The organism is Microbacterium sp. STRO-1N, from assembly GCF_057748015.1.
Window position 1 is genome coordinate 2,787,467 of sequence record NZ_CM173234.1, and the last position, 16,430, is coordinate 2,803,896.

The 16,430-nt window shown below is 65.1% G+C and carries 31 protein-coding genes and 1 pseudogene; 25 read left to right on the plus strand and 7 right to left on the minus strand.

Annotation, left to right across the window (positions count from 1 at the left end; translation table 11 throughout):
* Positions 1-7 precede the first annotated feature (7 nt).
* Positions 8-454: a helix-turn-helix domain-containing protein gene (locus tag AC3ANJ_RS13565; RefSeq protein WP_488316753.1), complete on the minus strand. Its 447-nt coding sequence runs from the start codon at positions 452-454 to the stop codon at positions 8-10.
* A 172-nt stretch (positions 455-626) separates the two neighbouring features.
* On the opposite strand from AC3ANJ_RS13565, the gene AC3ANJ_RS13570 reads away from it, so the two are divergent.
* The 11 genes from AC3ANJ_RS13570 (at position 627) to AC3ANJ_RS13620 (ending at position 5,529) form a co-directional block, all read left to right on the plus strand.
* Positions 627-866 (plus strand): helix-turn-helix domain-containing protein, encoded by a 240-nt coding sequence (locus AC3ANJ_RS13570; RefSeq protein WP_488316754.1) that lies wholly within the window; start codon positions 627-629, stop codon positions 864-866.
* Positions 867-1,212: 346 nt separating this feature from the next.
* Positions 1,213-1,398, plus strand: a complete 186-nt coding sequence (locus tag AC3ANJ_RS13575; RefSeq protein WP_488316755.1) for a helix-turn-helix domain-containing protein — start codon at positions 1,213-1,215, stop codon at positions 1,396-1,398.
* Between the two features lie 116 nt (positions 1,399-1,514).
* Positions 1,515-1,769 (plus strand): hypothetical protein, encoded by a 255-nt coding sequence (locus tag AC3ANJ_RS13580; RefSeq protein ID WP_488316756.1) that lies wholly within the window; start codon positions 1,515-1,517, stop codon positions 1,767-1,769.
* Complete coding sequence (locus AC3ANJ_RS13585; protein ID WP_488316757.1) at positions 1,766-1,927, plus strand: hypothetical protein; 162 nt, start codon at positions 1,766-1,768, stop codon at positions 1,925-1,927. Before AC3ANJ_RS13580 ends, AC3ANJ_RS13585 begins: the two co-directional genes overlap by 4 nt.
* Positions 1,924-2,091 (plus strand): hypothetical protein, encoded by a 168-nt coding sequence (locus AC3ANJ_RS13590; protein WP_488316758.1) that lies wholly within the window; start codon positions 1,924-1,926, stop codon positions 2,089-2,091. The genes AC3ANJ_RS13585 and AC3ANJ_RS13590 overlap by 4 nt, the downstream gene beginning before the upstream one ends.
* Positions 2,092-2,103: 12 nt before the next feature.
* The gene (locus tag AC3ANJ_RS13595) at positions 2,104-2,346 is read left to right on the plus strand and encodes a hypothetical protein (protein ID WP_488316759.1); all 243 of its coding nucleotides are present in this window, start codon (positions 2,104-2,106) and stop codon (positions 2,344-2,346) included.
* Entirely contained in the window at positions 2,343-3,218 is an 876-nt protein-coding gene (locus AC3ANJ_RS13600; protein WP_488316760.1) for a YqaJ viral recombinase family protein, read from the plus strand. Before AC3ANJ_RS13595 ends, AC3ANJ_RS13600 begins: the two co-directional genes overlap by 4 nt.
* Positions 3,215-3,856: a hypothetical protein gene (locus AC3ANJ_RS13605; protein ID WP_488316761.1), complete on the plus strand. Its 642-nt coding sequence runs from the start codon at positions 3,215-3,217 to the stop codon at positions 3,854-3,856. Before AC3ANJ_RS13600 ends, AC3ANJ_RS13605 begins: the two co-directional genes overlap by 4 nt.
* Positions 3,856-4,233 carry a hypothetical protein gene (locus tag AC3ANJ_RS13610; RefSeq protein ID WP_488316762.1) on the plus strand — a complete coding sequence of 126 codons (378 nt, stop codon included), beginning with the start codon at positions 3,856-3,858 and terminating at the stop codon, positions 4,231-4,233. Before AC3ANJ_RS13605 ends, AC3ANJ_RS13610 begins: the two co-directional genes overlap by 1 nt.
* A 118-nt stretch (positions 4,234-4,351) precedes the next feature.
* Positions 4,352-4,780 carry a hypothetical protein gene (locus tag AC3ANJ_RS13615; protein ID WP_488316763.1) on the plus strand — a complete coding sequence of 143 codons (429 nt, stop codon included), beginning with the start codon at positions 4,352-4,354 and terminating at the stop codon, positions 4,778-4,780.
* On the plus strand, positions 4,777-5,529 hold the full coding sequence (locus AC3ANJ_RS13620; protein WP_488316764.1) for a phage antirepressor KilAC domain-containing protein: 753 nt from the start codon (positions 4,777-4,779) through the stop codon (positions 5,527-5,529). The genes AC3ANJ_RS13615 and AC3ANJ_RS13620 overlap by 4 nt, the downstream gene beginning before the upstream one ends.
* Before the next feature lie 2 nt (positions 5,530-5,531).
* Here AC3ANJ_RS13620 and AC3ANJ_RS13625 read toward each other — a convergent pair whose 3' ends face one another.
* Together AC3ANJ_RS13625 and AC3ANJ_RS13630 are read right to left on the minus strand one after the other, a co-directional pair.
* Positions 5,532-5,762, minus strand: coding sequence for a hypothetical protein (locus AC3ANJ_RS13625; protein ID WP_488316765.1), 231 nt, complete (start codon positions 5,760-5,762; stop codon positions 5,532-5,534).
* 30 nt (positions 5,763-5,792) lie between these two features.
* On the minus strand, positions 5,793-6,083 hold the full coding sequence (locus AC3ANJ_RS13630) for a hypothetical protein (RefSeq protein WP_488316766.1): 291 nt from the start codon (positions 6,081-6,083) through the stop codon (positions 5,793-5,795).
* Between the two features lie 26 nt (positions 6,084-6,109).
* Between AC3ANJ_RS13630 and AC3ANJ_RS13635 the strand changes: the two genes are divergently transcribed.
* The 8 genes and pseudogenes from AC3ANJ_RS13635 (at position 6,110) to AC3ANJ_RS13670 (ending at position 9,115) form a co-directional block, all read left to right on the plus strand.
* On the plus strand, positions 6,110-6,412 hold the full coding sequence (locus AC3ANJ_RS13635) for a hypothetical protein (RefSeq protein ID WP_488316767.1): 303 nt from the start codon (positions 6,110-6,112) through the stop codon (positions 6,410-6,412).
* The gene (locus AC3ANJ_RS13640) at positions 6,409-6,594 is read left to right on the plus strand and encodes a hypothetical protein (RefSeq protein WP_488316768.1); all 186 of its coding nucleotides are present in this window, start codon (positions 6,409-6,411) and stop codon (positions 6,592-6,594) included. The genes AC3ANJ_RS13635 and AC3ANJ_RS13640 overlap by 4 nt, the downstream gene beginning before the upstream one ends.
* On the plus strand, positions 6,591-6,848 hold the full coding sequence (locus AC3ANJ_RS13645; protein ID WP_488316769.1) for a hypothetical protein: 258 nt from the start codon (positions 6,591-6,593) through the stop codon (positions 6,846-6,848). The genes AC3ANJ_RS13640 and AC3ANJ_RS13645 overlap by 4 nt, the downstream gene beginning before the upstream one ends.
* A gap of 70 nt (positions 6,849-6,918) precedes the next feature.
* A pseudogene (locus tag AC3ANJ_RS13650) lies at positions 6,919-7,155 on the plus strand (WhiB family transcriptional regulator); the annotation flags it as partial.
* 137 nt (positions 7,156-7,292) lie between these two features.
* A complete protein-coding gene (locus AC3ANJ_RS13655) occupies positions 7,293-7,667 on the plus strand; it encodes an HNH endonuclease (RefSeq protein WP_488316770.1) in 375 nt (124 codons plus the stop codon).
* Positions 7,664-8,038, plus strand: a complete 375-nt coding sequence (locus AC3ANJ_RS13660) for a hypothetical protein (protein ID WP_488316771.1) — start codon at positions 7,664-7,666, stop codon at positions 8,036-8,038. The genes AC3ANJ_RS13655 and AC3ANJ_RS13660 overlap by 4 nt, the downstream gene beginning before the upstream one ends.
* On the plus strand, positions 8,031-8,624 hold the full coding sequence (locus AC3ANJ_RS13665) for a helix-turn-helix domain-containing protein (RefSeq protein ID WP_488316772.1): 594 nt from the start codon (positions 8,031-8,033) through the stop codon (positions 8,622-8,624). Before AC3ANJ_RS13660 ends, AC3ANJ_RS13665 begins: the two co-directional genes overlap by 8 nt.
* Positions 8,621-9,115: a single-stranded DNA-binding protein gene (locus AC3ANJ_RS13670; protein WP_488316773.1), complete on the plus strand. Its 495-nt coding sequence runs from the start codon at positions 8,621-8,623 to the stop codon at positions 9,113-9,115. Before AC3ANJ_RS13665 ends, AC3ANJ_RS13670 begins: the two co-directional genes overlap by 4 nt.
* Positions 9,116-9,118: 3 nt before the next feature.
* On the opposite strand, the gene AC3ANJ_RS13675 is transcribed toward AC3ANJ_RS13670, so the two are convergent.
* On the minus strand, positions 9,119-9,613 hold the full coding sequence (locus tag AC3ANJ_RS13675; RefSeq protein WP_488316774.1) for a hypothetical protein: 495 nt from the start codon (positions 9,611-9,613) through the stop codon (positions 9,119-9,121).
* Positions 9,614-9,640: 27 nt separating this feature from the next.
* On the opposite strand from AC3ANJ_RS13675, the gene AC3ANJ_RS13680 reads away from it, so the two are divergent.
* A complete protein-coding gene (locus tag AC3ANJ_RS13680; RefSeq protein WP_488316775.1) occupies positions 9,641-9,835 on the plus strand; it encodes a hypothetical protein in 195 nt (64 codons plus the stop codon).
* A gap of 11 nt (positions 9,836-9,846) precedes the next feature.
* Here AC3ANJ_RS13680 and AC3ANJ_RS13685 read toward each other — a convergent pair whose 3' ends face one another.
* The gene (locus tag AC3ANJ_RS13685) at positions 9,847-9,996 is read right to left on the minus strand and encodes a hypothetical protein (RefSeq protein WP_488316776.1); all 150 of its coding nucleotides are present in this window, start codon (positions 9,994-9,996) and stop codon (positions 9,847-9,849) included.
* 71 nt (positions 9,997-10,067) lie between these two features.
* Between AC3ANJ_RS13685 and AC3ANJ_RS13690 the strand changes: the two genes are divergently transcribed.
* The gene (locus tag AC3ANJ_RS13690) at positions 10,068-10,670 is read left to right on the plus strand and encodes a hypothetical protein (protein ID WP_488316777.1); all 603 of its coding nucleotides are present in this window, start codon (positions 10,068-10,070) and stop codon (positions 10,668-10,670) included.
* Between the two features lie 53 nt (positions 10,671-10,723).
* On the opposite strand, the gene AC3ANJ_RS13695 is transcribed toward AC3ANJ_RS13690, so the two are convergent.
* Entirely contained in the window at positions 10,724-11,191 is a 468-nt protein-coding gene (locus AC3ANJ_RS13695; RefSeq protein ID WP_488316778.1) for a hypothetical protein, read from the minus strand.
* A 293-nt stretch (positions 11,192-11,484) separates the two neighbouring features.
* Between AC3ANJ_RS13695 and AC3ANJ_RS13700 the strand changes: the two genes are divergently transcribed.
* The gene (locus AC3ANJ_RS13700) at positions 11,485-12,105 is read left to right on the plus strand and encodes a DUF4145 domain-containing protein (protein ID WP_488316779.1); all 621 of its coding nucleotides are present in this window, start codon (positions 11,485-11,487) and stop codon (positions 12,103-12,105) included.
* 116 nt (positions 12,106-12,221) lie between these two features.
* On the opposite strand, the gene AC3ANJ_RS13705 is transcribed toward AC3ANJ_RS13700, so the two are convergent.
* A complete protein-coding gene (locus tag AC3ANJ_RS13705) occupies positions 12,222-12,971 on the minus strand; it encodes a YfbU family protein (RefSeq protein WP_488316780.1) in 750 nt (249 codons plus the stop codon).
* A gap of 160 nt (positions 12,972-13,131) precedes the next feature.
* Between AC3ANJ_RS13705 and AC3ANJ_RS13710 the strand changes: the two genes are divergently transcribed.
* The 3 genes from AC3ANJ_RS13710 to AC3ANJ_RS13720 are packed head-to-tail and all read left to right on the plus strand — an operon-like array spanning position 13,132 to position 16,430.
* Positions 13,132-13,584 carry a hypothetical protein gene (locus AC3ANJ_RS13710; RefSeq protein ID WP_488316781.1) on the plus strand — a complete coding sequence of 151 codons (453 nt, stop codon included), beginning with the start codon at positions 13,132-13,134 and terminating at the stop codon, positions 13,582-13,584.
* Positions 13,574-14,878 (plus strand): PBSX family phage terminase large subunit, encoded by a 1,305-nt coding sequence (locus AC3ANJ_RS13715; RefSeq protein ID WP_488316782.1) that lies wholly within the window; start codon positions 13,574-13,576, stop codon positions 14,876-14,878. The genes AC3ANJ_RS13710 and AC3ANJ_RS13715 overlap by 11 nt, the downstream gene beginning before the upstream one ends.
* A 19-nt stretch (positions 14,879-14,897) precedes the next feature.
* Complete coding sequence (locus tag AC3ANJ_RS13720; protein WP_488316783.1) at positions 14,898-16,430, plus strand: hypothetical protein; 1,533 nt, start codon at positions 14,898-14,900, stop codon at positions 16,428-16,430.

Consider the following 16,430-nt stretch of genomic DNA (forward strand, 5'->3'; position numbering starts at 1 on the left):
GTTCCTCTCAGTCGGCGTGTGGCTGATCCGCTGCCATCTCACCTTCGTCTGCGGCGAGGCCGTAGAGGGTGCGTGGTTCGCGGACTTCAAGATCATCCACGGAGGTGGGGACATTGACCGGAAGTTCTCCGGTCAGCGCTTCCCCTGCTTCGCCGGCTTCGATGCGGCGGACTATCTCGCGGGCGAGCTCAAGGTCTGTGTACGCGGCAAGCCCGACGCGGGCGCCGAGCCGCTGAGCCTCTTCCTCTGTGATGAACCCGGCACGCGTGAAGACATCCGCCATGTCGATGTCGTAGACGCGTGCGATCAGCACGGCCGTTTCGACCGGCAGCGCACTCTTGCCGGTGATCTGTCGGTTCAGCGTGGTCTGTTCGATCCCGATGGCCTGTGCGATCGCGCGCACGCTTCTCTCACCAGTCGCCTGCTGAAAGTAGCTCGTCAAGTTCTCTCCCATGTCCCCAGTTTGATGCAGTTTTGCCACAACGTCAAGCGGTATCGCCACGATCTGATGCGGATACGTATAGCAACTTCGACACATCGAGGCAAATTCGCCTTGACTTACCCCCTTACTGTGGCAGACTTGCATCACAACAAAGCAGTTCCGCTACACCACCGAAGGGAGCGAGATGGCAGTCGCCATTCGACTCAAGGAAGGTCTCGTCGACCGGCTCCGTGAGACTCGCAGCCTCAACTCTGAGGAAGCCGTCGCCCGACTGATTGGGACCGACCGCACCACCCTCCGGCGCATCATGAGCGGCTCGCAGCCGTCCGGCGCTTTCATCGCTGGCTTCTGTGACGCCTTCGGGCTCGGTCTCGGCGAAGCGTTCGAGATCGTCCGCACCGAAGCGATCGCCGCCGCGGCCTAAGCGCCGGACACGTCCGCCCCGAATGGGGCGGTATTCGTCGCGCCCTCTGGCGCCACACACAACTGAATCCCGAACCCATCCCGCCGACCAAGCGCGCTGAGGGTGCAGGGCGAACTCAACAGAGATAGCAGTCCAGACGTGCAGGAGGCCCCGAACGGGGGGATAGGCGTCGGGTTGTGAGGACCGCGGGTATGTCCCCGCGGCGGGTCGGATCGTGAGTCCGGCTGCTTACCAACTACTTCCACCCGGCACGTGGAGAAACTGCCCGGCCCCGCGTCCCCGGTGAGGGAGTGAGCAGGTGTGAGTCCTGCCGGGGTCACTCACCCATACAGAGAGGAGTGCCGACATGGCCACTGCACTGCTGAAAGTCGCGGAAGCTGCCGAGCGCCTCGCCGTCGGCACCGACTGGATCTACGAGCGCATCAACCGCGGAGAGATCCCGGTCGTCGAACTCGGCGACACCCGCAAGAACCAGCGAATCCGTGAGTCCGATCTGGACTCGTTCATCTCGGCGCGCACGTACGGCGCCTGACCGAAAGGACCAATGATGCTCACAATCCTCAAGCCCTCCGAGGCCACGCCGAAGCCGGCGTCGAGCCACATCCTGCACAAGCCCGAGATGCCACTCCCGACCATCGGCGATGCAGCGTGATCGCCGCCGAGATCGACCCGTGGGCACCGCCCGAGCGCGACTGGAAGGAGCACGTCGAGCAGTCGATGGAGCATGACTCCTCGAAGTTCGATCACGCGATCCTCGAGACGGACTGCCCGAAGTGTGAGCGACACGTCGGCGCGTTGATCATCGACGGCCCTGACCCCGTGTTCGTTTCTCTCGTCTGCCCGCAGTGCGGCCACGGGGACGACAGAAACGACGGGCCCGAGTGGGTGGAGCGGATCTCGTGAGCCGCACGTTCCGGGTCGCGAAGACCCGGCAGGGCAAGCCGAAGGTGACGCTCTACGAACACGGCCAGATCATGCTCTGCCGCCCGGTCGTCTCGGTGCTCGCCGGGAACCGTCTCGGAGCCGCGTGGGCCGGGTCTGAGCGGAGGGCAGAGCAGTGATCATCCTCCGCTGGACGGCGATCTTCTGGTCGCTGATCATCCTCGGCGTCCTGTACGTCATCCCCCGCGGCCTCTGGTCCACGATCCTCGCCGCGATCTTCATCCTCCTCTTCCTCTTCATCGTCTACACGTTCGGCGCGTTCGCGCGGTCCGACGACTCCTGAAAGGCACCGATCATGGCGCACACGAAACCGACCCTCGACGCGATCCGTCGCGCTTACCCCGGCTCCTCCGCATCCGACGAGACGATCTCGGATCCCTTCTACCACCTGGGCGTTCTCGACGAACTGGTGATCGCGGACGGGATGGCGCGGCACAAGGTGTCGCTCGAGGTGATCGCCGCGGCGCTGCGGGAAGGCGCACAGGCCACGCGTCGGCTCAGCGAGATCACGCGCGTCATCGACCGGGACGCGGCATGAGTTTCACGATCGTCGATGACGGCAAGGACCGTCAGATCTGGCTTGGTCGCCGTCAGGGCGGGGTATCGGCGACCGACGTCGCCCGCCTCGCCCGCGGCGGCACGAACACGTGGGCAGCGATCCGCGCCGAGAAGGCGGGTAGGGGCCGCGACTTCACCAACTCGGCAATGCAGCACGGCAAGGACCGTGAGCCGGTGATCGCCCGGTTCGCCGAGAACATGTTCGGCCTGCACCACTCGACCGCCCTGCTCGCCGCCGACGACGAGCCCCGATTCATCGCAACGCCTGACCTTCTCGGCAACGGCGAGGTCGGAGACATCAAGACGACCGTCCACGACTGGGAGCACCTCAGCGAGCTCCCAGGCCGGTACGTCGATCAGGTGCTCTGGCAGATGCGCGTCACCGGCTACCGACTCGCGCGGCTCATCTACGAACCGCACGAGAACGGAGTCCCGCTGTACCCGTTCCCGAAGTTCTTCCCGATCGAGTGGGACGCCGCACGGGTCGCTCACCTGGAAGCGATCGCGTACGAGTTCCTCGCTGGCGACGGCGAGCCCGACGAGGACGCTGCGATTCTCGACGCTCTGCTGACGGACGCCGCGATGCGGAAGGAGATCGCGGATGCCGCGGACACCTCGTATCGGGTCGCGCTCGACGAGATCGAGAAGCACCTCGACGGCAAGCCGCGCCGCTTCGACGGGTCGCTGGCGTCCCTGACCCGCTCCCCCGACGGCATCACGACATCCCTGGACGCGACGCGCCTCAAGCGCGAGCTTCCGGACGTCGCCGCACAGTTCACCCGCCAGTCACCTCGCAAGGGGTCGCTGCGCATCAACCTCCACACCGACGAAGAGAAAGGACAGGCGGCATGAGCGAGATCAACGAGACCGCGCTGACGAAGATGCGCGAGCCGGTTCCCGAGGCTCAGATCCACTACCTGACGAAGGCCGTGAGCCGGGACGACAAGACCCGCCTCGGATGCGAGCAGAAGAACGGCCGCAACGTCTCCGCTGACGGGATCTTCTGCGGCGGGTATCACCCGAAGTCGTTCCACATCGCCTACTGGGGTCACGCTGACCTCACCGCACGGCTTCTCGAAGCAGATCCCGAATGGGACTGGGAGCCGCTGTCGGTCGACGATCGCGGCCTTCCCGCGTTCGATCAGAACGGCGGGCTGTGGATGCGCCTCACCGTCGGCGGCGTCACCCGGCTCGGGTACGGCGACGCGCAGGGCAAGACCGGCCCGAACGCCGTGAAGGAAGCGATCGGCGACGGCCTCCGCAACGCCGCGATGCGCTTCGGTGCTGGTCTCGAGCTCTGGTCGAAGTCGGACCTGAGCGCCGCCGAGGAGCACACGGCGGCGCGCGAGTGGCTGGTCGAGGCTCAGGCTGCCGACAACGTCGAAGCGATCCGCGCGATCTGGCAGCAGGCGCGCGCGGCGGGCGCCGACGTCGACACGCTCGACAAGATCACCGTCCTCGCGCAGGAGCGCCTCGAAGGCGGCGCGTGATGTCGGCTCCATCCCTGCCCACACAGCAGCGACTGAACGACCACCTGATCCGCTGGAATCAGGAGATCATCGCGTTCGACAAGCACCTGTCGGAGTACGGGTCACGGAAGGCAGACCTCGAGCATCGGCGCGCAGTGATGCGCACTCAGGCCAGGGTCACTGACCCGAAGATCACCGGCACGAAGCTCGACGACGTCGTAGAGGCCGACGACGACGTGCACCTCCTGCACGTGAACTACCGAGCGTCGGAAGCGAACCTCGAAGCCACTCGCGCGCGTCTGCGCTGGTTCCAGGCGGTCTCTGACGCACTGCGATCGCAGGTTTCCACCGAGCGCGCGGAGCGACAGCTGTACGCCGACCACACGCCCGACGCATAGACCCGTCCGGGCATCCCCCGCGGCGCCTCCCCCCGGCGCTGGCCCGGACGAAACGAGGGCCGAGGTGTTGACGCACCTCGGCCCTCTCTCACATTCATCCCTTGAGCAGGAGCAGAACATGAGCATCCCATTCTCACCCGAGCAGGTGCAGACCGACAGCATCCCCACGATCACGAAGCCGCGGCGCAACCGTCAGTCGGCAAAGAAGGCGGGCTCGTCGTTCGAGCGCGCACAGGCCGACTGGCTCGCTGAGCGTCTCGGCGACGACCGGATCGATCGCCGCGTGAAGCATGGCGCGAAGGACCGCGGCGACATCGCCGGCGTCCGCACGATCCGCGGCGGTCGCGTCGTCATCGAGTGCAAGAACACCGCGACTCTCGCCCTCCCCGCATGGCTGAGGGAAGCGGAAGCCGAGCGCGGCAACGACGACGCGTTGATCTGTGTCGTCATGCACAAGAAGCGCGGCACCACCGACCCGGCCGAGCAGTACGTGACCATGACCGCTGAGACGTTCGCGATCCTCCTCGAAGGCGGGGTCGACCTGTGAGCGCGCTCGAGGTCTTCCGGTTCGACGGCCAGGCCGTGCGCGCGCTGACGATCGACGACGAGCTCTGGTTCGTCGCGATGGACGCTGCAGGCATCCTCGAATACTCCGCCACCTCCGCCATGACTCGCACTCTCGACGAGGACGAAAAGGGGGTGCACACTCTGCACACCCCTGGCGGTGACCAGGAAGCGACGATCGTGAGCGAGGCGGGGCTGTTCTCCGCGATCCTCCGTTCTCGCGGCTCGGCCGCTCGCGCGTTCAAGCGATGGGTGACGCACGAGGTGCTCCCCCAGATCCGTCGCACCGGTTCGTACGCGATGCCGGAGACTCGCGAGCAGTTGCTCGCCCGTGCCGTCATCGAAGCGAACTCGGCGATCAGCGAAGCACACCAGCAGATCGAAGCGCTCACGCCGCGCGCTGAGGCATGGGACGAGCTCGCGTCCGCCGACGGCGACTATGCGGTCGCGGATGCCGCGAAGATGCTCGCCCGCCGCGGCGTAAAGACCGGGCCCGCGCGCCTGTTCCACGACCTCACGAACATGCGGTGGATCTTCCGCGGGTCCGACGGGAAGTTGCACGCATACGCGTCCGCCGTCGACGCCGGCTACCTCGCGGAGAAACCGCAGTCACACCACCATCCGCGCACCGGCGAGCTTGTGCTCGACGCCCCGCAGGTCCGCGTCACGTTGCGCGGCCTCGAACGGCTCCGTGTGCGCCTCGGATCAATCGAAACGGAGAGTGCGGCGTGATGTCAGATCTTGTCGCGAAGTTCTCGCACTTCGGCGGTCAGGAGCTCGATCGCGTTCAGCACCGGAAGAACACTCTCGCGGAAGTCCGCCTCGATCGGTCTCCCGTAGTGGTGGAAGTAGTCCCTGGGTTTCTGCAGCAGCAACTCAACGCGGTCGAGCCGATCAGCGATCGAGACCGGTTCGCTCTCGTTGGCGGTGTTCAGGGTGGCCTCAGGCGGCGTGTTCTCTCGCATGCCCGCACTCTATCGGGGCGCATCCCCGAGCTAGCGCACAACGAGCGTGGTTGGGAAGCCTGTGGCATCGAAAGCGAGGGCTGTTGTGAGCCGACCACCATCTGGGCTCGCGCAGGCGAAGGTCCCGTCGCTTGCAGTTCCCTCCCAGTCGTAGGCGCCAGCTGGGGATTCGACCGTATCCGTGACGGTGACGTCGCCGGCATCGACGCTGAAGTGTTCGGCAACGACCTCGACGCACTCGTCCAAAGCTGCGCTCGTCGACGAGCACCCGGAGATCAGCAGTGCCACGGGGATAAGGGGCAGGAGCAGCAGTCGTCGCATGCCCGAACTCTATCGGGGGTGACGCGATGAGCATCGTCGGCGAGGCGTTCAGCCTGTGGCGCGAGTGCCGCGCGGAGTACGACGACATTCTGTACTCGCAGTACGAGTCCGCCGAGGAGGCAACGAGGGGCGCGATGCTGAACGCACGCGGCCGGCAGCGAGGTATCGACCCGTTCTCGCTGTTCATGGGGAACGAGTGCCGCGCGCTCGCCTATGCCTCTGAGGAGCTCGTCGAGCACTGGGAGAAGCACCCGCGCATCACCTTCGCGAAGTTCGAGAAGCAGTGGCAGGCGCAGCGCGAGGCCGACCTCATCGAAGACGCGGCATGAGCGCCGTGACGCCCGCCGAGGCGGTGATCGGGGGCGTGATTCTGTTCGCCGCGTCGGATCCGCGGGTTCAGGCGATGGCGGACGAGAACGACGAGCAGCACTTCATCGAGGGGTGCAAGGCGCCGTGGTTCGAACAGCTCGTCGGTCAGGCGCTGATGGCAGTCGGGGAGGTGGCGCGATGACCGCCACGCTCGACGCGAACATCGCCCGATCGCTCGCTGCGGTCGAAGACAAGTCATGGGCGCCCAACCGCGCGGTGACGCTCGAGCAGCTTCGGATCGTCGACATGATCCACGAGGGCAAGCCGGACTGTCGCCTGTGCGGTCAGATCGTGAACCGACTCGACCCGCTCGGGCTCTGCTCGAAGACCTCCGCCTCACACCAGGAGCGCCGCGGCATCCCCGCGCCCAGGAAGAGGGCCGGTGCGCGCCCGTGAATAGCCATGCGTCGCACCGCGAACCCATATATACGCGCGCTCGGCGCGACTACCTCAGAAAGGCCAACTCATGACCATCGCCCTCGCCGAACTCGGCCAGCCCGAGCCGTGGATGCAGGACGCCCTGTGCGCCCAGACCGACCCGGAGGCGTTCTTCCCCGAGAAGGGTGGAACGAACGATCCCGGGAAGCGTGTCTGCGGATCCTGCGACGTTGCCGCCGAGTGCCTATCGTTCGCGCTCGAGCACAACGAGCGGTTCGGCATCTGGGGCGGCAAGTCGGAGCGTGAGCGCCGGAAGCTCGCGAAGGGCCCGAAGCGCTCGTGCGGTGTGTGCGCGACGGACCTGACCGACACCGCCCCGGGGACGCGGTTCTGCGAACCGTGCGGGGTTGCCCGCCGGAAGCGGAAGAACGCCGAGTACCAGCTGCGGAAGAAGGTTCTCTCGTGACCGTCACCGTGGCGACCAAGAAGGACGTCATCGAGCGTGACGGCGGCTTCTGCCTGCTCGCGCTCCCCGGATGCCAGGGCGAGGCGACCACCACCGATCACCGCGCGAACCGCGGCTCGGGCGGCTCCACGGTCCTCGATGACCCGGTGAACCTCATCGCCGCCTGTGCGCTGTGCAACGGGGCGAAGGCCGATGCCGGCTCTCTCGTGCTCATGGAGCTCGAGGAGCGGGGCCTGTGGGTCAGGAAGGACTCCACGAACGCGAAGACCCTGCAGCGGTCCCGCGAGACGCCGGTGGAATACCTCGACGGCGAACTGTTCTATCTCGTCTCCGCGACTGTGCGGCGACATGTCAGCGAAGGGAGGCCATGACCATGGCAGCCGGATTGCCTTGGGTGCGCGTAGATAGCGACCTGGCACAGAACCCGAAGGTGGCCGATCTGGTGGCCGAGTACGGGGCGCGCGGGAAGGCCGCGGCGTTCGTGTTCGTCTGCTCGATCGGGTACTCAGCGGCACACAACACGGACGGAGCGATCCGCAAAGCGATGCTCCCGTTCGTGCATGGGACGGCCGCTGACGCACGAATTCTGGTCGAAGCCGGACTTTGGGACGTCGCCGAGAAGGGGTGGCAGATCAGTCGGTACGCCGAGCATCAGCCGACCACGGCGGCGCGTGAGGTTGAAGCGAAGGCCAGGCAGGAGAAGGCCAGGAACGCCGCGAATGCGAGGTGGGGCAATGGCTGAGCATGCAACGAGCATGCCGGGTGCATTGCTTGGGGCATCGATGCTCGGCGTGCTTGGAAATGCTGACGTAACGGGACGGTACGGGACGGAACGTAAGAGCCTTCAAGACCCCGATGAAAATCCTTCTGTTCCTGATCGCTCGGGCCCTGTGGATAACCCCGAATCGATCGATGAGGAGGTGGCCCCGAGGGGACGACGTCTGATGTTCGCGGAGGACTGGGAGGACCGCTTCCGGTCGATGGAAAGAGCAGGAATGTCTCTCGCTCGGATCGCGGAGGCGTTCGGTGTTTCCACGCGCACCGCTTCCCGATGGCGCGGCCGACTCGGTCTTCGCCACGAAGCCCCACACACGCCACGCCCCCAGTCGGATCGTGATCGGGCGGCAGCGCTGCTCGACGACGGATGCTCGCTCGAAGAGGTCGCGCACACGCTCGGCGTGACCGGGCCGACGATCCGGCGATGGTTTCCCGACCACCCGGCGTGGACGCGCGAAGAGGTCGGCAGGTTCGCCGTCCAGGCAAGACGCCTCAACAAGATCACCAACATCCCCCATATGCGCGGCAGCGCAGAACGGAAATCAGCATGAACGAAACCATCATCACGGTCGTCGGCAACCTGACCGCCGACCCCGAGCTCCGGTACACGCCGAACGGCATCGCCGTCGCGAATCTCACGATCGCGTCGACGCCGAGGCAGTTCGACCGTCAGGCGAACGAGTGGAAGGACCAGGACGCCCTGTTCATGCGCGCGTCGGTCTGGCGTGAGTTCGCAGAGCATGTCGCCGGCAGCCTGACGAAGGGCATGCGTGTGATCGCGCAGGGTCGTCTCCGACAGCGCTCATACCAGGACAAGGAGGGCGTGACCAGGACGTCGATCGAACTCGAGATTGACGAGATCGGCCCGTCGCTTCGGTATGCGACAGCGCAGGTGACCCGCGCAGCACGTGCGGAGGGCGGCCAGGCGGGCGCAGGGCGGACGGAAGCCCCGGCTGAGACCGGTTGGGCGTCCACTCCCCCGGCAGGCGCACAGGAGCCCGCGTGGGGAGGTGGGAGCTTTGGAGACGACACGCCGTTCTGACCCTCATGCGCCACGGATCATAAGGAGCCGCCAATGCGAATCCCCGTGCGAGTCCTCCCACTCGATCTCGGCTCCGACTGGAACGCCAGCGCCATCGGCCGTGATCCGGCCCTCAACGATCATGGTGACTCCGTCCACCATGAGGACGGGTACGTCTATCGATCCCGCGAACCCTGGGTCCGCCTCGAAACGAGTGAGGACAACATCTTCCCCCAGGTTGTTGGTCAACGCCCACTCTCCGGGCTCGGGCGCTTGCGCCCAGGTCCATTCCCGAGACGGCGGTTCAACCGCGCGCTGCGCGAGCGCTTCCGCCACGCGACGTTCGATGCGGGCCGTCGTCGTCAGACGCACGGTGCCGAGCCAGCGAATGCCGTCAACGAGCCTCGCCGTGGCGCGACCGGCCCACTTTGTGGTCTTGACCAACAGCGCCCATGCTGCGCTCGCGGCTACGCCAGTCACGATCGCGAAGATCACGGGGTTCGCAAGCAGATCTGCCACGAGACGAACTCTACCGGGGGCGCAGTGATGGTCTTTCACGCGAAGTACACCGGCACCTGTGCCGCCGACTGCGGGTATCGGATCCGTGAGGGCGATCAGGTCGAGTACGTCGAAGACCAGCTGATGCACGTGGACTGCCCGGACGCGATCGCCCCGATCACCCGTGCTGTCTGCCCTGAGTGCTTCACCGAGACCGCAGTGAATGGAGCCTGCGCGTGCTGACCGCGATCGAGTCAGCCGAGAAGCAGTCCCCTGGCCTCATCGTCGGTCAGGTCCAACTCCCGGCCGTTGTCTCCGAGCCAGTAGTACTCGCTCTGGCCGGGGGCGGGCCGCGGCCTCCTGACGATCGAGTACGTCGCACCGTCGAAGATCTTCACTCGCATGCTCGCAACCCTACGGATCCCACGAGCTCCAGCCATCCCCCTCAAGGGGGAACTGCCCTCGGAAGGCAATCATGAACCAGATTCTCTGCATCGCATCATGGCCTGGCGTCCCGTCGGTGGCGCCCTGCCGGACCACCGGTGTCCACCAGGACACGTGTCAGAACGACGACTGCCACGGCTGCTACTTCCGTACCGCCGACCGCGGGTTCCTGTGCTCAGCGCACTTTGATCGCCTCGAGCACGCCTACGCACAGTGGGATGAGTTCGCGTCCCGTGTCGGCGCCCTGGGCCTGTCGAAAGCAGTCCAGCGGGACAACGCCGGCGTGCGGACTCAGGCGGACGGGCACGTGAACCTCACCGGCGTCACCCTCGCGTTGGACGAGTGCACCCGGTTCCTGGCCTCAGCTGCCGGTCACCGGTCCCTCGAACTGTGGGTGTCCACGGAGGCGGGGGCGGCTGATGCGATCCAATTCGCGGCAGCCGCCGAACGCGCCTACCGGAGTCACGAGGTCGAGGAACGCCCGCACCGGATCCGCCGGGTCCGCTGTGAGTGCGGGGCGCAGCTGATCTGGCGTCCCCCGGCATGGTTCGAGGGCGACGTGACCGTGCAATGCAGCGTCTGCGAAAAGCGCATGACGCAAGACGAATTCGAAGGGCAGGAACAAGCATCATGACCGACCGCATCGTCAACCGGCGTAAACGTGCACGGTTCGATCATGATCGGACGTCAGGTCCCGCTTTCCGTAGCCTTAGCCAGATTTCGAGTGAGGTGGCGACTGTACTGCTGCCGCACCCGACGCGTCACGATCTCACCGCGGTACCACTCGCGGAGTGTGTCGATGGCGGCATCGGCTCGTGCGACCTTCTCGGCGAAAGGCACCTGAATCTGAACTGCGTCGAACAGCATGTCAGCAACTGGTGTGTCCGATTTGGGCAGCCCCATCGCAATGTGATTCGCGGCAGACTCAGCTTGGATACCGAGCGCCGTGGTCTCATCAGGGCTGTTGGACCTCGACTCGGAGAGCAGATAGGCCGCCAAGGCGTCGATGAACGCGTTGATCTCACGGCGCAGTTCGATGTGTCTATCCCGTCGACGCGCTGCAGCGTCTCGAATCGCCGGCGCAATCACGCCCACGAGCAGCGTCGAGGCCGCGCCCAACGCAGCCCCGGAGAGTGCGGCAACAGCAGGGTCCATGCACGAACCTTATCGATGCCCGGCGACACCGCCTGCAACGGTCGAGAGAGGAAACCCGATGCCTGAGCCGAAGGAGTGGGTGACAATTCGCGAAGCCTCCGTACTTGTCAGCCGCGACAAGAGACAGATCTATCGTTGGATTCGAACGGGACGATTGGCAACGCGAGTCTCAGCGGACGGTGTCACCCAAGTGCTGTCGAAGGCCGTAATTCGCACCGAGGTCGAAGTGAAACGAGGGCGTCCGGTCGGCTCTGTTGGGCGGCGCGTAGGCGGCGGACGATAGCATCCGATGCATGGTCTCAGTTTTCGACGACGTGCGGACGATTTACCAGACAGGGATGACCTTCACAGTCACCGAGGGAAACGCGTATGTCGCCGGGCACTGCCCCTTCTGCGGTGGTCACCAGTTCGGTGTGGTGGCGCGAGTAGGCGATCGAACGGTCTGGGGTCGATGCGTCGCCTGCAACAAGGGCATCGTCGCAAACGACCTGGTCGTGTCCCCGCCATCGCTACCGCTCCGCGAACCCTCTGGCCTCCCAGACGTCGAGAAGCGAGTGTGGCATGAGGTTCGACAGTGCATTTCGGTGGGCGCGTACGCCGCTGCGGTGATGCTCTGCCGCAAGCTGTTGTTCCACATCGCCGTCACCAACGGATTGCCCGAGAAGGATGAGAAGGGTTGGGCGCCGAACTTCAAGGCGTGCACCGACCACTTGCTCTCTGAGGGTTTGATCACCGCCCGCATGCGGCCGTGGGTGGATCGAATCAAAGATGTGGGCAACGAGGCGAATCACGAGATCGTGCCCATCACCGGCGACCAGGCAAACGACGTTGCCATGTTCAGTCAGAAGTTGCTGGAACTCGCGTTCGAGATGGATGACGCAATGGCATCAGCTGGGCGGAGCGACACGGAGTGATGAACGTGCATTAATTCGTCAAAGCCGTCACAGTGGAACGTAGATGGTGGACAAGTCCGCCCAGACCGAAGCCCCGGCCCTCACGCAGAGGACACCGGGGCTTCGGTGTGCCGGGATCAACGGTTAGAAGGGTGGATGCTTGCGGCGTCAATCGCACGGAGTTCTTCAACCGTCAGGTGGTAGGCGTCGACATCGAAACGACGCTCACGCGGCTTCATGATCCTCCGGAACTCGGTGAGCATCCGCATGTAGACCTCAAGCATGCGCATGTGTGAGTTCCCGTTGTCGGCTGCCTCGGCCTGGGGCTGGAGCTCGGACCACCGGTTCTTATCCCGCATCTGGTAGCGGACGTACCGAGCCATATGGCCTTCCAGTGCGTTGTTGTGGTCGAACCCGCGGAACCGCAGGCCGTAGAGCAAGCCCTTGTCGAGCTTCTCCCCCTCTTTCTGGAGGCGCTGCACGCTGAAGGTGATGATCCGGAACATCTGGAGGATGTCGACCACCCGCCTGCAGTCCTGGAGCGAAAGCTCGGTCTCGAAGCCTGCCACCTCGAGCCAGTACTCGCCAGCGAAGCCCGATTCGAGAATCTTTGCCCTCTGAAGCTGGTCTTCCAAATCACCTTCTTCTCCGTTGGCATCTTCAGGGAGTACTCGACCCAGGATCCTGTGCAGCAACGACAGGACGAGGCGGTCCCTCGTTGAGAAAGACTCGGGCGCCGGCTCGTCACCGTGCTCCACCGAGACCGGAACTACGAACTCAAGGAGACGGTCACGGACAAACTCGCTGAGCGAAGCTCCTTCGGCGTCCGCGATGGCCCTCAGACTCTCGTAAACATCGTCGTCCAGTCGGACATTCAGTACTGCCATGGTATCCCTTCCTTGTATGACGGTAATGTCATTGCGTAATACGAGAGTACTTTCGATGTCGCGTAAGGGCAAGAGGCCCGAGTCGAGGTGATCTACCGTGGCGCGTTCACCGATGAACTCCGAAACGCAGAAGCGTGCGCGGGAACTGTTTGACTCTGGCATGTCGCGGAATGCGATCGCCCGTGAGCTCGACCTCGATCCGGCGACGATCACTCGTTGGGCGAAGCGCGTCGGTGTGGAGTTCGATCGGGCCGAGACTGAGGCGGCTACGAGAGCGCACACCATCGACCTCGCTGCCGGGCGCACTCGCCTGGCCGAGAAGATGCTCGCCGCTTCCGAGGACATGCTCGATCGAATCGACGACAAGTACGTCGTCTACAACTTCGGCGGCAAGGACAACACGTTCGAGCAGCGCACATTGGATTCGGCGCCTGTCGAGGTTCGTCGGAACGTCATCACGACGGCGGCGATCACGTTCGACAAGCTGACTCGCATCGTGGAGAAGTCGGACACCGGCCTCGAGCAGGCTGTCGGCGTGCTGGACACGATCGCTGAGGGCTTCGCTGCCGCGGCGGACCGATACCGTACGGAGACGCCGACCGATGAGGGTTGACGAGCTCGAACGGATGGTGTCGCCGGCACAGCTGCTGTCCCTCGTCGATGCGATGAAGTTCAAGCTGGCCCTGTGGTTCGGTGCCGTGTCATCCGGTAAGACGGTGATCAGCCTGTTCGCGTTCCTGCTGGCTGTGCGCGTCGCACCCCGCACCGGGATCATCGTGATCGTCGGCCGGACGATGACGACCGTCTACCAGAACGTGTTCGTGCTGTTCCAGAACACGTCCATCTTCGGCACTGTCATCTCGTCGCAGATCCACTACACGCCCGGCGCATCGTCGGCGCGCATCCTGGGCCGTGAGGTCATGGTCATCGGCGCGCACAACGCTGAGGCTGTCGGACGCATCCAGGGCTCCACGGTGGCGCTCGCGTACGTCGATGAGGCGGCGCTGCTGCCTGAGGCGTTCTGGAACATGCTCGTATCGCGTCTCCGCGTCGACGGTGCCCGCCTGCTCGCGACGATGAACCCGGCATCCCGAAACCACTGGATCCGGAAGAACTGGATCGTCCCCGGTGTGGCGAAGAACCTCGTCTCGTTCCACTTCACGATGAAGGACAACCCGAACCTGCCGGCCGACTACATCGCCGACATGGAACGGTCCTTCTCCGGCGTCTTCTACGACCGCATGATCCGCGGCGAGTGGACGAACGCTGAGGGCGCCGTGTACCCGATGTGGGATCCGGCCCGCCACATCATCCCGTGGGATGCCCTGCCGCCTCTGCGCGACGTCATGGGCATCGGGATGGACTACGGCACCACGAACACGACCGCGGCGCTCATGCTGGGCGTCACCGACGAGGTGAAGAACGGCAAGCCGCACTCCCGCCTCGTGTTCATGGACGAATGGCGGTACAACCCGAAGGACCACGGCGACCTGCGTCTCACCGACGCGGCACTGTCGCAGCGGTTCCGGGCATGGCTGCCGAAGGACCACACCCCGTACCCGCTTTCGATCCCTCCCCGGTTCCTCATGCTGGACCCGGCCGCCGCATCCATGCACATGCAGATGCAGCAGGATCTCCGCGGCACTGGCCTATCCCCCTGGCCTGCCGTGAACGACGTGCTCCCCGGGATCAAGACCGTCGCGAACCTCCTCGACAACGACCAGCTGATCGTCACCGACCGGTGCGAAGGCTGGGCGTCCGAGGTCACCGAATACCGGTGGGATGCGAAAGCCACCGACAACGGTGACGACGCGGTCGTGAAGGAAGACGACCACTCGTTGGACGCCGGCCGCTACATCGCACACTCGACATCGAACTACTGGAAGCCGCAACTCGCGGCAGCCTGACACCGCCCGAGGGGGTCACATGCCGATCCCCGCCGAGAACACACCCTTCCTGCCCGCACCCTGGGACTACGCGTACAAGGCATTCGCTGAGAATGACGCCTGGTACACGGGCGACACGGACGCGCTCGAGAAGCTGTACCGCCGTGAGGAGCAGCGCACGGCGACGCACGTTCACCGCGGCCAGCCGATGCGTGGCGGTGTCGTCGGCGCGGCGTCCCGCATGTTCTGGGGTCGCCCCGTCCCGGCATCCGAGAACCGTGCACGCCTGCATGTTCCGGCGCCAGCGGATCTCGCGACCCTCGCATCTGACCTGGTGTTCGCTGAACCGCCCGAGGTGAAGCTCGAGCAGTCCCTCCGTGCCTCGAAGAAGGCTCAGGAGCGGATGGACCTCATCGCCAACGGTGACGAAGCGCACGCGACGTTCAACCAGATGGGCGAACTCAAGTCCGCTCTCGGTGCCGTGGCGCTCGTCACCCGCTGGGACACGAGCGTCGCCGATCACGCATGGCTTGAGGTGGCTGCCGCGGACGTCATCATTCCGACATTCCGTTCCGGCCGCATGGTCGAGTGCACGCTGTGGTCCGAGTACGTGAAGGGCAACGTCCACTACCGGCACCTCGAGCATCACGCTGTCGGGTACATCGAGCACGCGCTGTTCGAGGGCACGGACAACAACCTCGGCCGCCGCGTCCCGCTGGATGCGATCGCAGAGACCGCGCTGTATGCGCCCCTGGTGAACTCGGCGTCGGTCATCGAGACGAAGATCGACCGCCTCACGGCCGTGTACAACCCCAACATCCCGACCGCGAAGTGGCGCAAGAACGGCGTGCTCGCGAACACGGGCCGATCCGACTTCGCCCAGTTGCACCCCCTGTTCGACTGGCTCGATGAGACGTTCTCCTCGTGGATGCGTGACCTGCGTCTCGGCGCCGGCAAGATCCTCGTACCCGAGATGGCACTGGACTACAACGGTGTCGGCATGGGTGCGTCGTTCGATGCTGGCCGGGAGATCTTCGCCGGCCTGAACGTCCCCGGTGACCCGTCCAAGATCGCTTTCGACAAGGTGCAGTTCGACATCCGTGTCGAGGAGCACGAGAAGACCGCGTTCGGCATCTACCGTGAGATCCTCCGCAAGGCCGGGTTCTCACAGTCCGCGTGGGGCGACTACGCCGGTGAGGCGCAGCAGACGGCCACTGAGGTCGACGCGAAGGACAAGGCGTCCGAGCGCACCCGGGACAAGAAGATCCTGCAGGAGCGTGTAGCGATCGCCCGTGCCGCTTCGGTGGCGTTGGAGATCGACGGCCTGATGTTCCCCGGGAAGGGTGGCGGCCGGTTCGATCAGCCGACGGTCGTGTTCCCGGACGTCTCGCAGGAGGATCCGGAGAAGCTCGCCCGCACGCTGAGCCTGCTGGATGCCGCTGCGGCGATCTCGCTCGAGCAGAAGGTGCGCCGCGCGAATCCCGACTGGGAAGACCCGCAGGTGAAGGCCGAGGTCGCGGCGATCGGTGCTGAACGCGGAAACGTAATCGATCCGGCAACGTTCACTGTCTAG

What these genes read in the sequence shown, in the direction of transcription:
- AC3ANJ_RS13635 (WP_488316767.1), top strand. Translation starts at nt 6,110, where the DNA reads ATGAGCATCGTCGGCGAGGCGTTCAGCCTGTGGCGCGAGTGCCGCGCG.
- AC3ANJ_RS13575 (WP_488316755.1), top strand. Translation starts at nt 1,213, where the DNA reads ATGGCCACTGCACTGCTGAAAGTCGCGGAAGCTGCCGAGCGCCTCGCC.
- AC3ANJ_RS13660 (WP_488316771.1), top strand. Translation starts at nt 7,664, where the DNA reads ATGACCATGGCAGCCGGATTGCCTTGGGTGCGCGTAGATAGCGACCTG.
- AC3ANJ_RS13695 (WP_488316778.1), bottom strand. Translation starts at nt 11,191, where the DNA reads ATGGACCCTGCTGTTGCCGCACTCTCCGGGGCTGCGTTGGGCGCGGCC.
- AC3ANJ_RS13570 (WP_488316754.1), top strand. Translation starts at nt 627, where the DNA reads ATGGCAGTCGCCATTCGACTCAAGGAAGGTCTCGTCGACCGGCTCCGT.
- AC3ANJ_RS13705 (WP_488316780.1), bottom strand. Translation starts at nt 12,971, where the DNA reads ATGGCAGTACTGAATGTCCGACTGGACGACGATGTTTACGAGAGTCTG.
- AC3ANJ_RS13630 (WP_488316766.1), bottom strand. Translation starts at nt 6,083, where the DNA reads ATGCGACGACTGCTGCTCCTGCCCCTTATCCCCGTGGCACTGCTGATC.
- AC3ANJ_RS13720 (WP_488316783.1), top strand. Translation starts at nt 14,898, where the DNA reads ATGCCGATCCCCGCCGAGAACACACCCTTCCTGCCCGCACCCTGGGAC.
- AC3ANJ_RS13715 (WP_488316782.1), top strand. Translation starts at nt 13,574, where the DNA reads ATGAGGGTTGACGAGCTCGAACGGATGGTGTCGCCGGCACAGCTGCTG.
- AC3ANJ_RS13700 (WP_488316779.1), top strand. Translation starts at nt 11,485, where the DNA reads ATGGTCTCAGTTTTCGACGACGTGCGGACGATTTACCAGACAGGGATG.
- AC3ANJ_RS13640 (WP_488316768.1), top strand. Translation starts at nt 6,409, where the DNA reads ATGAGCGCCGTGACGCCCGCCGAGGCGGTGATCGGGGGCGTGATTCTG.
- AC3ANJ_RS13680 (WP_488316775.1), top strand. Translation starts at nt 9,641, where the DNA reads ATGGTCTTTCACGCGAAGTACACCGGCACCTGTGCCGCCGACTGCGGG.
- AC3ANJ_RS13685 (WP_488316776.1), bottom strand. Translation starts at nt 9,996, where the DNA reads ATGCGAGTGAAGATCTTCGACGGTGCGACGTACTCGATCGTCAGGAGG.
- AC3ANJ_RS13645 (WP_488316769.1), top strand. Translation starts at nt 6,591, where the DNA reads ATGACCGCCACGCTCGACGCGAACATCGCCCGATCGCTCGCTGCGGTC.
- AC3ANJ_RS13710 (WP_488316781.1), top strand. Translation starts at nt 13,132, where the DNA reads ATGTCGCGGAATGCGATCGCCCGTGAGCTCGACCTCGATCCGGCGACG.
- AC3ANJ_RS13670 (WP_488316773.1), top strand. Translation starts at nt 8,621, where the DNA reads ATGAACGAAACCATCATCACGGTCGTCGGCAACCTGACCGCCGACCCC.
- AC3ANJ_RS13600 (WP_488316760.1), top strand. Translation starts at nt 2,343, where the DNA reads ATGAGTTTCACGATCGTCGATGACGGCAAGGACCGTCAGATCTGGCTT.
- AC3ANJ_RS13665 (WP_488316772.1), top strand. Translation starts at nt 8,031, where the DNA reads ATGGCTGAGCATGCAACGAGCATGCCGGGTGCATTGCTTGGGGCATCG.
- AC3ANJ_RS13690 (WP_488316777.1), top strand. Translation starts at nt 10,068, where the DNA reads ATGAACCAGATTCTCTGCATCGCATCATGGCCTGGCGTCCCGTCGGTG.
- AC3ANJ_RS13565 (WP_488316753.1), bottom strand. Translation starts at nt 454, where the DNA reads ATGGGAGAGAACTTGACGAGCTACTTTCAGCAGGCGACTGGTGAGAGA.
- AC3ANJ_RS13615 (WP_488316763.1), top strand. Translation starts at nt 4,352, where the DNA reads ATGAGCATCCCATTCTCACCCGAGCAGGTGCAGACCGACAGCATCCCC.
- AC3ANJ_RS13610 (WP_488316762.1), top strand. Translation starts at nt 3,856, where the DNA reads ATGTCGGCTCCATCCCTGCCCACACAGCAGCGACTGAACGACCACCTG.
- AC3ANJ_RS13595 (WP_488316759.1), top strand. Translation starts at nt 2,104, where the DNA reads ATGGCGCACACGAAACCGACCCTCGACGCGATCCGTCGCGCTTACCCC.
- AC3ANJ_RS13605 (WP_488316761.1), top strand. Translation starts at nt 3,215, where the DNA reads ATGAGCGAGATCAACGAGACCGCGCTGACGAAGATGCGCGAGCCGGTT.
- AC3ANJ_RS13625 (WP_488316765.1), bottom strand. Translation starts at nt 5,762, where the DNA reads ATGCGAGAGAACACGCCGCCTGAGGCCACCCTGAACACCGCCAACGAG.